Source organism: Ruegeria sp. BHSB064, assembly GCF_059613205.1.
Window position 1 is genome coordinate 1 of record NZ_JBXWSB010000038.1, and the last position, 13,844, is coordinate 13,844.

11 protein-coding genes are annotated in these 13,844 nt (G+C 57.4%); 9 read left to right on the forward strand and 2 right to left on the reverse strand.

Annotation, left to right across the window (positions count from 1 at the left end):
• Positions 1-165 precede the first annotated feature (165 nt).
• From AC2FNU_RS11175 to AC2FNU_RS11190, 4 genes are all read left to right on the forward strand, one after another.
• On the forward strand, positions 166-909 hold the full coding sequence (locus tag AC2FNU_RS11175) for an RNA methyltransferase (protein WP_496788123.1): 744 nt from the start codon (positions 166-168) through the stop codon (positions 907-909).
• Between the two features lie 59 nt (positions 910-968).
• A complete protein-coding gene (gene ctaA, locus AC2FNU_RS11180; RefSeq protein ID WP_496788124.1) occupies positions 969-2,114 on the forward strand; it encodes a heme A synthase in 1,146 nt (381 codons plus the stop codon).
• A 4-nt stretch (positions 2,115-2,118) separates the two neighbouring features.
• The gene (locus AC2FNU_RS11185; RefSeq protein ID WP_496788125.1) at positions 2,119-3,588 is read left to right on the forward strand and encodes a carboxypeptidase M32; all 1,470 of its coding nucleotides are present in this window, start codon (positions 2,119-2,121) and stop codon (positions 3,586-3,588) included.
• 444 nt (positions 3,589-4,032) lie between these two features.
• A complete protein-coding gene (locus AC2FNU_RS11190; RefSeq protein WP_496788126.1) occupies positions 4,033-4,728 on the forward strand; it encodes a THxN family PEP-CTERM protein in 696 nt (231 codons plus the stop codon).
• Positions 4,729-4,836: 108 nt separating this feature from the next.
• Here AC2FNU_RS11190 and gyrA read toward each other — a convergent pair whose 3' ends face one another.
• Positions 4,837-7,560, reverse strand: coding sequence for a DNA gyrase subunit A (gene gyrA / locus AC2FNU_RS11195; protein ID WP_496788127.1), 2,724 nt, complete (start codon positions 7,558-7,560; stop codon positions 4,837-4,839).
• Between the two features lie 192 nt (positions 7,561-7,752).
• Here gyrA and AC2FNU_RS11200 point away from each other — a divergent pair, with 192 nt between their 5' ends.
• Complete coding sequence (locus tag AC2FNU_RS11200; protein ID WP_171090293.1) at positions 7,753-8,022, forward strand: usg protein; 270 nt, start codon at positions 7,753-7,755, stop codon at positions 8,020-8,022.
• Positions 8,023-8,123: 101 nt separating this feature from the next.
• Positions 8,124-8,819, forward strand: a complete 696-nt coding sequence (locus AC2FNU_RS11205) for a lipid-binding SYLF domain-containing protein (RefSeq protein ID WP_496788128.1) — start codon at positions 8,124-8,126, stop codon at positions 8,817-8,819.
• Here AC2FNU_RS11205 and AC2FNU_RS11210 read toward each other — a convergent pair whose 3' ends face one another.
• Positions 8,820-9,773, reverse strand: a complete 954-nt coding sequence (locus AC2FNU_RS11210; RefSeq protein ID WP_496788129.1) for a radical SAM protein — start codon at positions 9,771-9,773, stop codon at positions 8,820-8,822. It abuts the gene before it with no gap.
• Positions 9,774-9,936: 163 nt separating this feature from the next.
• Between AC2FNU_RS11210 and zwf the strand changes: the two genes are divergently transcribed.
• Genes zwf through pgi form a run of 3 tightly spaced genes read left to right on the forward strand, consistent with a single transcriptional unit; the run spans position 9,937 to position 13,668 of the window.
• Complete coding sequence (zwf, locus tag AC2FNU_RS11215) at positions 9,937-11,391, forward strand: glucose-6-phosphate dehydrogenase (RefSeq protein WP_496788130.1); 1,455 nt, start codon at positions 9,937-9,939, stop codon at positions 11,389-11,391.
• Complete coding sequence (gene pgl / locus AC2FNU_RS11220; RefSeq protein ID WP_496788131.1) at positions 11,388-12,059, forward strand: 6-phosphogluconolactonase; 672 nt, start codon at positions 11,388-11,390, stop codon at positions 12,057-12,059. The genes zwf and pgl overlap by 4 nt, the downstream gene beginning before the upstream one ends.
• A 4-nt stretch (positions 12,060-12,063) precedes the next feature.
• A complete protein-coding gene (gene pgi / locus AC2FNU_RS11225) occupies positions 12,064-13,668 on the forward strand; it encodes a glucose-6-phosphate isomerase (protein WP_496788132.1) in 1,605 nt (534 codons plus the stop codon).
• The last annotated feature ends 176 nt before the right edge of the window (positions 13,669-13,844 follow it).

Below are 13,844 nucleotides of genomic sequence, written 5' to 3' on the forward strand. Positions count from 1 at the left end.
ATGGGCGCGTCCTTCGGCTTTTGATCTTTGGCGCGGTTTAGCGGATTGCGGCGGGGAAGCAAACTTTTTAGCCCGCCGAGCAGGTATTTGGAAACAGAAGAAGCAGATCGGCTTGCCCTGTTAACGCTGGAGGATTAGAGCGGGCGGAACTTTTCGGAGACAGCCATGCCCAGCGATACATCCCAGCCCTCCTTTGTGCTCGTGCGCCCGCAAATGGGCGAAAACATCGGGGCCGCCGCGCGTGCGATGTGGAATTTCGGTCTGGACCGTATGCGCATCGTGGCCCCACGCGACGGCTGGCCGAACCCCAAGGCGGTGGCCATGTCCAGCGGGGCGGGGCGGTTGCTGGATGAGGCGCAGTTGTTTGACGATCTCGCCGGATCGCTGGCCGACAGCACGTTTGTCTTTGCCACTACGGCAAGGCAACGCGGGCTGACCAAGCCGGTCTACAGCCCAGAGCGTGCGATGCAGATCGCTGCCGAAAAGGTCGCTGCCGGTGAGAAAGTCGCCGTGCTGTTCGGTCCTGAACGCGCAGGGCTTGAGAATGAGGACATCGCAAAGGCCAACGCCATCATCTCGGTTCCGGTGAACCCGGAATACGCCTCGCTGAACCTGGGGCAGTGCGTATTACTGTCCGCCTATGAATGGATGCGCCAGACCGGAGACGTGGTGCATGAGACCACCGATCTGGGCAAGGGCGACTGGGCCACTGGGATCGAAGTGGAAAAGCTGGTCGAGCATTACGAGGATCGTTTGGAAGAGGCCGGGTTCTTTTATCCCCCCGAAAAATCCGAAGGAATGAAGGTAAACCTGCGCAACCTGTGGTCGCGGATGCGGATGACGCGGGCTGATGTGCAGATGCTGCATGGGATCATGCGGCAGATGGTCCGCTGGAAAGACAAAAGCTGAGGCTGGACCTATCTTCCCCCAAGCCCTAGCTTGCGACAAAATCAGGACATGAGGACAGCATGAGCGGTAAGCGCAGCATCTTCGAAGAGGTCTCGGACACCGAAAAACAACAGGCCGTGCAACCGGGAATGATCGACCGGGGACGCGGCGGCGCGCGGCAGGCGATCCGCATTTGGCTGATGGTCCTGTTTGCTTTGGTTGTTGTGATGATCGCAGTTGGTGGCCTGACGCGTCTGACCGACAGCGGCCTTTCGATTACGGAATGGCGCCCGATCACCGGAGCCATCCCGCCGATGAATGAGGCGGATTGGCAGGCAGAGTTCGACAAGTACAAACAAATCGACCAGTGGCGAATCCAAAACCAATGGATGGAGTTGAACGATTTCAAGTTCATCTACTGGTGGGAATGGGGTCACCGTCAACTGGGCCGCGTGATCGGTCTTGTCTGGGCCATTGGCTTTTTTGGCTTTCTTGCAGCGCGCAAAATCCCAACCGGCTGGACCGGCAAACTGTTGATTCCAGGGCTTTTGGGCGGTGTTCAGGGTGCGGTCGGCTGGTGGATGGTCGCCTCGGGTGTGACGCAGGGCGAGGGCATGACCGCCGTTGCAAGTTATCGACTGGCCACGCATCTGGGACTTGCCTTTGTGATCCTGGGCTTTCTGGCGTGGTATATCTTTGAACTGGGTCGCGAAGAACGCGACCTGATACAGGCGCGCCGCGCGAAAGAAGCTAAACTGTTCTCGCTGTCCACCGGTCTGATGCATTTCGCCTTTTTACAAATACTCATCGGCGCGCTGGTTGCCGGGATCGACGCCGGGCGGTCTTACACCGACTGGCCCTTGATTGGTGGGCAAGTTTTCCCACCGGATGCCACAGCGCTGGAGCCGATGTGGCGGAACTTCTTTGAAAGTCCCGGATTGGTGCAGTTCATTCACCGCTGTGCGGGGTATCTACTGTTCATCTTCGCCTTCATCGTCTGGCGTCGTGGCGGCACCAGTGCTCATCCGCAGACACGCTTTGCCTTCAATGCCGCCTTTGCCGTGCTGGCGTTGCAGGTTGTCGTCGGCATCGTGACCGTGGTCTACGGCGCACCCTGGCAGATCGCGATCTTCCACCAATTTATGGCCGTTGTCGTCTGGACCCTGATCCTGCGTGCCCGGTTCCTGACCGCTTATCCCATCGCAACATCCCTGCGCGGAGTATGATCCTATGACCGCTTTCAACGAGCTTATGGCCTTTCAACGGGAAACCTCGGCTTTGGGCCAGATTGCCGGGCGGCTTGGCTGGGATCAGGAAACCGTCATGCCGCGCGGTGCGGCCCCACAGCGTGCCGAAGAAATGGCGGCGATCGAGGCTGTGCTTCACGCACGAAAATCTGACCCGCGCGTGGCTGAGTGGCTGGAGCAGGCAGCACCGCAGGATGAGGTTGGCAAAGCGCAAATTCGTGAAATCCGCCGCGCTTATGAACGCGCCGTGAAAGTGCCAGCCGATCTGGCAACAACAATTGCCCGCGTCACGTCCGCTGCACAGAGAACCTGGGCTCAGGCCCGGGCGGATGAAGACGTTTCAGCCTTCCTTCCGGTTTTGGAAGAAGTTGTCTCTCTCAAGCGTCAGGAGGGTGAGGCATTGGCGCAGGGCGGAGACGTCTATGACGCCATGGTCGAGGATTACGAGCCCTATACAACCGGCGCGCAGATCGCGGCCATTTTTGATGAAATGCGTCCGCGCCTGGTGGCCTTGCGCGCCGCGGTACTGGATCGTCCCGAGCCGACAGCCCTGAGTGGCAGTTTCGATGAGCTGATTCAGATGCGCCTGTCGCAAAAGCTGGCGACAACTTTTGGCTATGATCTGAATAACGGCCGCGTGGACAAAGCGGTGCATCCGTTCAGCTCGGGCAGCGGTCTGGACGTGCGTATCACCACGCGCACCAGTGAAACGGATCCGTTCAATTGCTTCTATTCCACCATTCATGAGGTCGGGCATGCCGCCTACGAACAGGGTATCGATAAAGCCTACCTGCTGACCCCGCTGGGGCGCGGCGTATCGATGGGTGTGCACGAAAGCCAAAGCCGCATTTATGAGAATCAGCTTGGCCGTTCGCGCGCCTTTACCGGTTGGCTGTTCAGCCAGATGACTGAGGCTTTTGGAGATTTCGGCATCGCAAACGCAGATGCGTTCTATGCGACCGTCAACCGTGTCCACAACGGATATATCCGCACCGAGGCTGATGAGGTGCAATACAACCTACACATCATGCTGCGTTTTGATCTGGAACGCGCCCTGATGGCCGGGGATTTGCAGGTTAGCGACCTTGAATCCGCTTGGAACGACCGTTTCAAGGCAGACTTCGGGTACGCGGTCGACAAACCTTCGAATGGCTGTTTGCAGGACGTCCATTGGTCCGTTGGGCTGTTCGGCTACTTCCCGACCTATTCGCTGGGCAACGTTTACGCTGGCTGCCTTTATCAGGCCCTGCGTGCGGCGGTGCCGGGGCTGGACACGCAACTGGCCAAGGGTGACACCTCGGGCGCGACAAGCTGGTTGAAGTATCAGGTTCAGCAACATGGCGGGCTTTACGCGCCACGCGACATCATCGCGCGTGCCAGCGGTGTAGAGCCGGGGCCAGAGCCATTGCTTTCGTATCTGGAAGAGAAGTTCGGCGCACTATACGGGCTGTAAACCCCAATACATGTGCGCTCATTGCCGTCTTAGATTCGGCACCAACTCTGGATTGCGGATGTTCCACAAAAGCGGATGTATGTCTTCGTTGGTGGATCGTCCTGGAGTTGTTTGCCGTTTGTGACGGTTTTGCCGCGCAAACGTCAGCCATTCTCGGTTTTTCTATGAGACGCCATTGGTGGACGCGCACACGCGCCACAACGTTTCGTCGATCGGTCTCAAACTTGAATTGTTCAACTAAGCCGTTTGTTTCCAAGGGGGTGGCAACAAAAAACTTTGAAGTAAATTGTTTCGCCAGAATTCACGAAATGACTACAGGAGACCTGAAGTTGGGCGAAAACGTGGCTAAATTGTGGTGCATAGAGTAATGGTTTGAGGTGTTCAGTCTAGCACTCTAAACGGGTGTGAAGCGTAAAAGGTGAGTCTAGGGTAAGGGTTTAACACATGACGTTTATTCGAAACGTTGTTGCGACTGCTTTTGTCGGGATGATTGTTGGTAGCGCTGCTTCGGCGTTGACGGTATCGGGGATAACGCCGTCGTGGGATAACGTGAATCCGACGACGGGCGTAACTGAGAGCTCGACAGGGTCAACAATTTCCTTGCGTTGGGGAAGTGGCAGCAGCCAGAGCGGATATGATTTCACACCTACCGGCACACCGATTGCCGGGTTGCTGCCAAACACGGCTTTCGAGCTTGGTGAATTCACGCATCTGAACTTTCCTATTTACGGGCCGACCTTGAACTCTGTTGACCTCTCGGTTGATATTCTCATTGAAAACGGTCCGCTGGTGTCTTCGACATTTGCTCTGACGCATGATGAAACCCTCAATCGTCCTGACAACTGCCCTTTGAACACAACGCCATGCGATGACATCGTGACAATCACCAATGCGCTTGGGTCTCAGAATTTCACCTTTGGCGGTCAGAACTTTGTGTTCTCGGTACTTGGGTTTTCTCAGGACGGTGGCAGCACGATTTCCAACGGCTTCATGACCGTGGAGAACATGCAGAACACCGCAACGCTGTACGGCCAATACACGATTGCACCTGTTCCATTGCCTGCGGCTGGTTGGCTGCTTTTGGGCGGTATCGGTGGCCTGTTCGCTTATGGTCGCCGTCAAAAGAGGAAAGCGGCCTAGTCACTGATTTTGCTCTGTACGCGTGTCAAAGCGACCAGCAGGGCTTAGGAAACAAAAAGCCCGAGGTGTGTTCACCTCGGGTTCTTTGTTTGTCACGGTTTCAACCGGTTACTCTTCTGTCTCGTCTTCTCCCTGATCGGCGATCCAGGCGACGCTGACAACCTCTTCGCCTTTGCCAGTGTTGAAGACACGGACGCCACCCGCACTGCGGGACCGGAAGGAAATACCTTCGACCGGGACACGGATCGACTGGCCTTTGGACGTGGCAAGCATGATTTGGTCGTCGATTTCAACCGGGAAGGATGCCACAAGCTCACCGCCACGCATCGCCTTGTCCATGGCTGCGACGCCCATACCACCACGTCCCCGGACAGGGTAGTCGTGGCTGGAACTCAGCTTGCCTGCGCCGCCGGTTGTGATGGTCAGGATCAGGTTCTCGGCTGCAGACATCTGGGCATAGCGCTCCTGCGTGATCGAGCCTGGGGTTGCTTCGTCTTCGTCCGCCTCACCGTCATCGGCAATGCCAGCCACAGCGCGGCGCATCTTAAGGTAAGCCGCGCGCTCGTCCGGGTCGGCCTCGAAATGGCGAATTACGGACATCGAGACCACGCGGTCGCCGTTTGTCAGTTTGATGCCGCGCACACCGGTGGATTCGCGCGAGTTGAAGACACGCACGTCGGTGGTGCGGAAGCGGATCGCGCGGCCCGAATTGGTAACCAGCATCACGTCTTCGTCTTCCGAACAGATGCGTGCATTCACCAGTTCTACATCTTCGGGCAGCTTCATCGCGATCTTGCCGTTGCGGCGGACATTGGTGAAGTCCGACAGACGGTTGCGGCGTACATCTCCGGCACTCGTGGCGAAGACGATTTGCAGGTTTTCCCACTCTTCGTCCGGCACATCGACGGGCATAATAGCGGCGATGGACACACCGGTCGGGATCGGCAGGATGTTGACGATGGCCTTGCCCTTGCCGGTGCGGCTGGACTGCGGCAAGCGCCAGGTCTTGAGCTTGTAGACCATCCCTTCGGTGGTGAAGAACAGCAGTTGGGTATGCGTGTTTGCTACGAAGAGGTTGGTGACAACATCCTCTTCCTTGGTCTGCATCCCCGAAAGACCTTTGCCGCCACGTTTCTGCGCACGGAAATCTGCCAACGGAGTCCGCTTGATGTAGCCGCCTGAGGTGACGGTCACGACCATGTCTTCGCGCTCGATCAGGTCTTCGTCTTCCATATCGCCGGACCAGTCGACAATCTCGGTGCGGCGGTCGACCGCGAATTGTTCGCGGACGCTGCGTAGTTCATCTGCGATGATACCCATGATGCGCTCGCGCGAGGACAGAATATCCAGATATTCCTTGATCTTGGCAGCCAGGTCTTCCAGTTCGTCCGTGACCTCTTTGACGCCCAACTGCGTCAGGCGTTGCAGGCGTAATTCCAGGATCGCGCGGGCCTGAACCTCGGTCAGGTTATAGGTGCCATCGTCATTCATCTTGGACAACGGATCGTCGATCAGGCGCAGATAGCCTTCGATCTCGGATGCAGGCCAGCGGCGGGTCATCAGTTTTTCGCGCGCTTCGGCGGCGTCAGCAGATGAACGGATGGTGGCGACCACTTCGTCCACGTTTGACACGGCTACGGCCAGACCACACAGGATGTGGCTGCGCTCGCGCGCTTTGCGCAGGTCGTAGGCTGTGCGGCGGGCAACAACATCCTCACGGAAGTCGATGAAGGACGTCAGGAATCGGCGTAGGGTCAGTTGTTCTGGGCGGCCGCCGTTCAGCGCCAGCATGTTGCAGCCGAAAGACGTCTGCATCGGCGAGAACCGATAGAGCTGGTTCAGGACCACCTCGGGCGTGGCATCCCGCTTCAGTTCGACCACCACACGCACGCCGTTACGGTCGGATTCGTCCTGCACGTGGCTCACGCCTTCGATGCGTTTCTCGCGCACCGCTTCGGCGATCTTTTCAATCATCGAGGCTTTGTTCACCTGATACGGGATCTCGTCCACGACAATCGCATAGCGATCCTTGCGGATTTCTTCGACACGGGTCTTGGCGCGGATGATGACGCTGCCGCGGCCCTCAAGATAGGCCTTGCGCGCGCCAGAACGGCCCAACATGACGCCACCCGTTGGGAAATCAGGGCCGGGGACGTATTCAATCAACTGCTCTGAAGTCAGGTCAGGATCGTCGATCAGCGCCAGCGTGGCGTCGACCACCTCACCCAGATTGTGAGGCGGAATATTGGTCGCCATACCCACCGCGATACCACCGGCCCCATTGACCAGCATGTTGGGGAAGCGCGCGGGCAGAACGGTCGGCTCTTTGTCCTTGCCGTCGTAGTTATCCTGAAAATCGACGGTCTCTTTTTCGATATCGGCCAACAACGCGGCAGCCGGTTTGTCCATGCGCACTTCGGTATAGCGCATCGCCGCCGGGTTATCGCCGTCCATCGAGCCAAAGTTGCCCTGACCGTCCAGCAGCGGCAGCGACATCGAGAAGTCCTGTGCCATCCGCACAAGAGCGTCATAAATCGCGCTGTCGCCGTGCGGGTGGTATTTACCCATCACGTCGCCAACGGGGCGCGCCGATTTGCGGTAGGCTTTGTCGTGCGTATTCCCCGTCTCGTGCATGGCGTACAGAATCCGGCGATGCACCGGCTTCAGCCCGTCGCGCAAATCCGGGATTGCGCGGCTGACGATGACCGACATGGCGTAGTCCAGATAGGACGTGCGCATTTCGGATTCGATGGAGACCGTCGGGCCGTCATACACTGGGCGCTCTGGCGGGGTTTCGTCCATGTTTTCAGGAATTTCTGGCGTATCGCTCACGTAAACTGCCCGATCTTTGGCTTGGGTCTATATCTTGTGGATGCACCTTATCAGACCCGGCACATAAGGTGCAAGCAAGCAGCGCATTGAGCGCGAAAAACCACGGTAACGTCCCAGTAACATATTGTTATCCAATAATTAGAAGGTTTCTGTGCTAGCCTGAAGAGACCTTGCAACAAACCGGAGGTCCGCATGAACCCAAGCGAAACCGAATTGATGCTTAAAGGGTACGGTCTGACAACGGCAGAATTCTTCTATCATATGCCCGACTATATCCATGTCTTGAACACGTTCATCTGGCAAGAATACGACCTTGCGCCGGATCACCCGAAACTGTTCGAATTTATCGATTTCTGGCAGCGGGAAATCGAGGGTCCGTTACATTCCGTCAAGTTCACCCATCGTAAAATGATCGCGCCGGGCGAATGGCGCAACATGGTGGGTGAGTTCCGCGTGAACTGAGCAGACCAGAAAGTCTGTCTGAGCATCAAAATACCCGTTCTCAAATAAGGCAAGTCGGGTATGGTGGCCGCCAATTCATTGGAGCCACAGGATAAAATACGATGAAACGAGCGGTACTTTTTACTGCAATGCTGAGCCTGAGTGGCCCTGTGTTTGCCGAAGGCGTTCTGGGCAAGATCAAGAAAGGTGCTGAGAACACCGCAGATGCGATTGGCCGTGGCGCAGAAAGCGTCGGTGAAACAATTGGCAAAGGCGCTGAGGCCGTCGATGAAACCATAAATTCCACGTCGGACTTGTTGTCCAACGAAGCAACACCGGAAGAAACGCGTGCCAAGCTGGACGTGATGGCAGGAGAGATTCTTGATCAGCTGCTTACCGAAAACCCCGAAGCGCAGTCACTTTATGACGTCAGCGCAGGTTATGCGGCTTTCGACTCGCGCAAGATTTCTGTTTTCCCGGTCTCAGCGGGATACGGGCGCGGTGTGGCGGTTTCGAAAGACACAGGGCAACACACTTATATGAACATGGGCACTGGTGGCGTCGGCGCGGCCATCGGCATTGGCGGTTTTGAGACCAAATTCGTGATCCTGTTCGAAACCCCGGCGGACCTGGAACACTTCATAACCCATGGCTATGACGCAACGGCGGAAACCGGTGCCATGTATGGAGAAGAGAAAACAGCCGAAACCGTTCGCTTTACCGACGGGCGCTCTTTCTTTGTGCTCAGCAAAAAAGGTTGGCGCGTGTCAGCAGGTGCATCCGGCACCAAGTTCTGGAAATCGCCCGAACTGAATTGATCACCCCGAGCAACTGGCACCACCCAGAACGCAAAACTTGGCGCAATGAGGGTGGTTGAGGTGAACATCCGCCTCGGCTTCGGCCAGGCTGTGCCCCATCTCGAATTCGGGTTCGTAAGGCAGCAAGGTGCAGGCCAAAACGGCAGGGCGATCCGCACCTTTGCGTTTGACCACCATGCGCGAACTTGCGCACATCACCGCATTTGGGGATTTGTCCAGAATTCCCCAGCAGGTTGTTGTGATTTCCGGGACTTCCACGGTTTCGTCCATTTCCGGGAACAAAACTGTCTGAGCCGGATTGTAGGCGTCGATGTCAAAGCTATGCTGGGCAAAGAAGGCAGCGTAGCCCGCGCGGCTTTCTGCATCCGTGTCTCCCCAAACGGTCCTGCCTGCGATCGCCATGTTGAAGCCGTGATCGCGCAACCATTCCATTCCGGCAACGGTTTTGTCGAAACTGCCTTTGCCACGCTCTTCATCGTGCAGGCCGGGGCGGTGGTGATCGACCGAGATACGCAGGGTCAGTTTGTCGTTGTACTTGTCTTGCAGGTCCAACAACCCTTCGCGCATCTTGCGGCGCATCATCGGGGCCATTGCATTGGTCAGGATCAGGACCTCATAGCCACGCTCCAGCGCGGAACGCGTCATCTCGATCATCTCGGGGTTCATAAAGGGTTCGCCGCCGGTAAAGCCGATTTCGCGCACGGGCCAGTTGCGCTCTTCAATCTGATCCAGATAATCGCGAACCTCATCAGCGGTCAGATAAACCAAAGCGTCATTGGTCGGACTGCTTGCGATGTAACAGTTCACGCATTCAATGTTGCACAGCGTACCAGTATTGAACCACAGCGTGTCGGGCTGAGTCAGTGAAACCGTTGCGCGGGTCTGCCCGTCTGCCGTCACCAATTTGTCTTGAAACTTGCCGATATTGGCGAGCTGTGGGGCGTTGTCTCTCATTCCCGGATCCGGTTTTTTGAAGTCGTCGGTTTGAACTAGCGTGTTGTTTGGGATTTGGTAAGGGTGACGCGACGGTTCTGACAGAGTTTTGATGAGCTTTGAATTTTCAGATTTGATTGCGCTAACATTGGACATGCCGAAAGGGGCGGGGTAAGGACAGCTTATGGTTTCACGCGTCATCCCAGTTGATCCTTTTGATCTGATTATTTTCGGCGGTACCGGCGATCTGGCGCAGCGCAAAATCCTGCCTGCGCTGTTCCGTCGATTCTGTGCGGGGCAATGGCATGAGGATGCAAATATTCTTGCCGCCGCCCGTGCAAACCACACGGCGGAGGAGTTTCGTGAGATGGTCGCCGTCTCTTTGCGCCAACACGCACCGAAGCGGGCGCAGGACAGCCGGGCGCTAACGCGGTTTTTGCAGCGCGTCGATTACGTGTCGCTGGATGCAATGACTGCAGAAGGCTGGGATGTTCTGGGCGAAAAGCTGTCGCCGGACCGCATAAGGGCGTTTTATTTCTCTGTCGGTCCAGGTTTGTTCGGCCCGTTGGCCGAGCGGGTCAGGGCGCATGATCTGGCGACGGACGACACCCGCATCGTGGTGGAAAAACCGTTTGGCCATGATCTGGACAGTGCGCGGGCCCTGAATGCCACGCTGGCTGCGCATTTCGACGAAAGCCAGATTTACAGGATCGACCATTACCTGGGTAAGGAAACCGTGCAGAACCTTATGGCTGTGCGCTTTGGCAACATGCTGTTCGAACCCTTGTGGAACAGCCAATATGTCGACCACATTCAAATCACGGTCGCGGAAACCGTGGGGATTTCCGGGCGCGAGGAGTATTATGAGCGCGCAGGCGCTATGCGGGACATGGTGCAAAACCACCTGATGCAATTGCTCTGCCTGATCGCGATGGAACCCCCGGCCAAATTTGATCCTGACGCGGTGCGCGACGAGAAACTCAAGGTGATCCGAGCCCTTGATTCGGTTGAGCCGCATCACATTGTGCGCGGTCAGTTTGCAGCAGGGCCAGATGGGCCGGGATACCGGGACTGCGTTGGCAATCCGCGATCGACCACCGAAAGCTATGTGGCGTTGAAGGCCCATATCAGCAACTGGCGGTGGGCTGGAACGCCATTCTATCTGCGCACAGGAAAGCGGTTGGTGGCGCGGTCTTCGGTGATCAATGTTATGTTCAAGGACGCGCCACATTCGATCTTCGGCGAAGAAGCCGGACGGCACGCCAATGCGCTGTCGATCCGCTTGCAGCCCAACGAAGGGATCACCTTGAAGGTGACGATCAAGGAACCGGGGCCGGGCGGGATGCGTCTGGTCGATGTTCCACTGGACATGAGCTTTGCCGAAGCCTTGGGGCCCGAAAATCAGGACCCTCCGGATGCTTATGAACGGTTGGTGATGGATGTGATCCGGGGGAACCAGACGCTGTTCATGCGCGGCGATGAGGTCGAGGCCGCCTGGGCCTGGACCGATCCGATCATCGCCGGCTGGCTGGCACGTGGTGACGTGCCGAAACCTTATGACAGCGGCAGCTCAGGGCCGGGCGACGCCGAGCTGCTGATGAAAAGAGACGGTCGCCGTTGGCAAGGAATCAAGCCATGAATATTCTGGAATATGCAGACCGAGAAATGCTGGCCATCGACGTGGCAAATACCTTGGCGGGTGATCTGGAATCTGCATTGCTACATCATGAGACAGTCGCATTGGCCGTTCCCGGCGGGACAACCCCCGGGCCAGTGTTTGATAGCCTATGTGCTGCCGATCTGGCGTGGGACCGTGTGCGTATTCTGCCTACCGATGAACGGTGTGTACCTGCCGATCACGAGCGTTCGAACGAGCGTTTGATTCGTGAAAGGCTGCTGACCAACCGGGCATCTGTTGCGCATTACATCCCGCTCTATGTACCCGGTGCGGAACCCGAGGCGGCGTTGCCCGAAATCGAATCCCTGATCGCGCCGGTGTTGCCGTTGTCCGTTCTTGTGCTTGGAATGGGCGACGACATGCATACGGCTTCGTTGTTTCCGGGGATGGAAGGGTTGGCCGAGGCGCTGGACAGTAACGCGCCAACGCTGGCTGTTGCTCGTACAGAGGTGCAGCCAGAGGCGCGCATTTCGCTGACGGCACCGATTTTGGACGGCGCGCTGTCAAAGCACCTGATCATCTATGGTCAGGCAAAGCGCGATGCTTTGGAAAAAGCCATGTCGCTGCCACCGGAAGATGCACCAATCGCCGCGGTTCTCAGTGGCATAACTGTCCATTGGTCGGAGTAAACACATGCAACTGGACGCTCTGAAGGCATTGGCAGACGCGGACCGCCGTATCTTGGACCTGTTTGAGGCAGACGCGAACAGGGCTGCGGAATTTTCAGCTTCGGCCGGGGATATGCTCTTTGATTACTCCAAGACGCAAATCGACGAGAATGCGCGTACAGCCCTGATCCAACTCTGCGAAGACGCCGGTCTTGCGGCGCGGCGCGATGCGATGTTTGCGGGCGAAAAGATCAACGAAACCGAAGGGCGTGCGGTGTTGCACACGGCCTTGCGCAATCTGGATGGTGGCCCGGTCGAAGTGGATGGTCAGGACGTCATGCCCGAGGTTCTGGACACGTTGCAACGGATGAGGGTCTTTGCCGAAGAAGTGCGCGGTGGTGCCATTGCGGGGGCAGGGGGCAGCTTTTCCGATGTGGTGAATATCGGCATCGGCGGGTCGGATCTGGGCCCTGTCATGGCGACACATGCGCTGGCTCCGTATCATGATGGGCCGCGTCTGCACTATGTTTCGAACGTGGATGGCGCGCATATCGCGGACACCCTGCGCCAGTTGGATCCGACGCGGACCCTGGTGATTGTTGCCTCGAAAACTTTCACGACTATCGAGACAATGACCAACGCACGAACGGCGCGTGCCTGGATGTCCGAAGGCGGAGGCGATCCGTCCCGGCAGTTTGCCGCCGTATCCAGCGCATTGGACAAGACGCAGGCGTTTGGCATTCCCGAAGCGCATGTGTTCGGTTTCGCCGATTGGGTCGGTGGGCGCTATTCGGTCTGGGGGCCGGTGGGCCTGCCGGTCATGATCGCTGTCGGCTCAAACGCGTTTGATGCTTTTCTGCGTGGTGGGCAGGCGATGGATCTGCATTTCCGCTCGGCGGATTGGATCGAGAACATGCCCGTCATGCTGGCGCTGGTCGGTATCTGGCATCGTCAGGTTCTGGGCCATACCAGCCGCGCGGTGCTGCCATATGATCAGCGGTTGTTAAGGCTGCCTGCTTATTTCCAACAATTGGAAATGGAATCGAACGGCAAATCTGTGGCCATGGATGGGTCTTCGCTGACTGTTCCGTCGGGCCCAGTGGTTTGGGGTGAGCCGGGAACAAACGGCCAGCACGCCTTCTACCAACTGATTCACCAGGGCACAGATGTCATCCCATGCGAATTCATGGTTGCCGCCGAAGGGCACGAACCCGAGCTGACTCATCATCACCGCCTGCTTTTGGCCAATTGTCTGGCGCAGTCCGAAGCCCTGATGCGGGGCCGGTCACCGGACGAAGCGCGTGATCGCATGGCGGCAAAAGGGCTGACAGGTGCAGAACTGGAGCGTCAGGCGCGGCATCGGGTTTTCCCCGGCAATCGTCCGTCCACCACTCTGATCTATCCGAAACTCACACCATTCGTGCTGGGTCAGATCATCGCTCTGTATGAGCACCGGGTGTTTGTCGAAGGTGTGTTGTTGGGCATCAACTCTTTCGACCAATGGGGGGTAGAGCTGGGGAAAGAACTGGCCACGTCGCTTGGCCCCATTGTGGACGGTGCAGAGAGTGCCGAAGGCAAGGACGCGTCCACCGCTTCGTTGGTCGCGTATGCGTTGAAACAAAGGGATTGACGTCTAAAAACGCAGCGCGCTTCACTGGCGCGGTGCATTCTTTTATTGTCAGACAATTAAATGCTTGGCAGGGTTCCATCCTAGGAAACGACTGGATTGACGCAATGGGGCGCGCCCCTAGCTGTTAAGGTCAGATGGATAAGGCAGGGGTCATCCAAGACCCCGCCAATGACGGG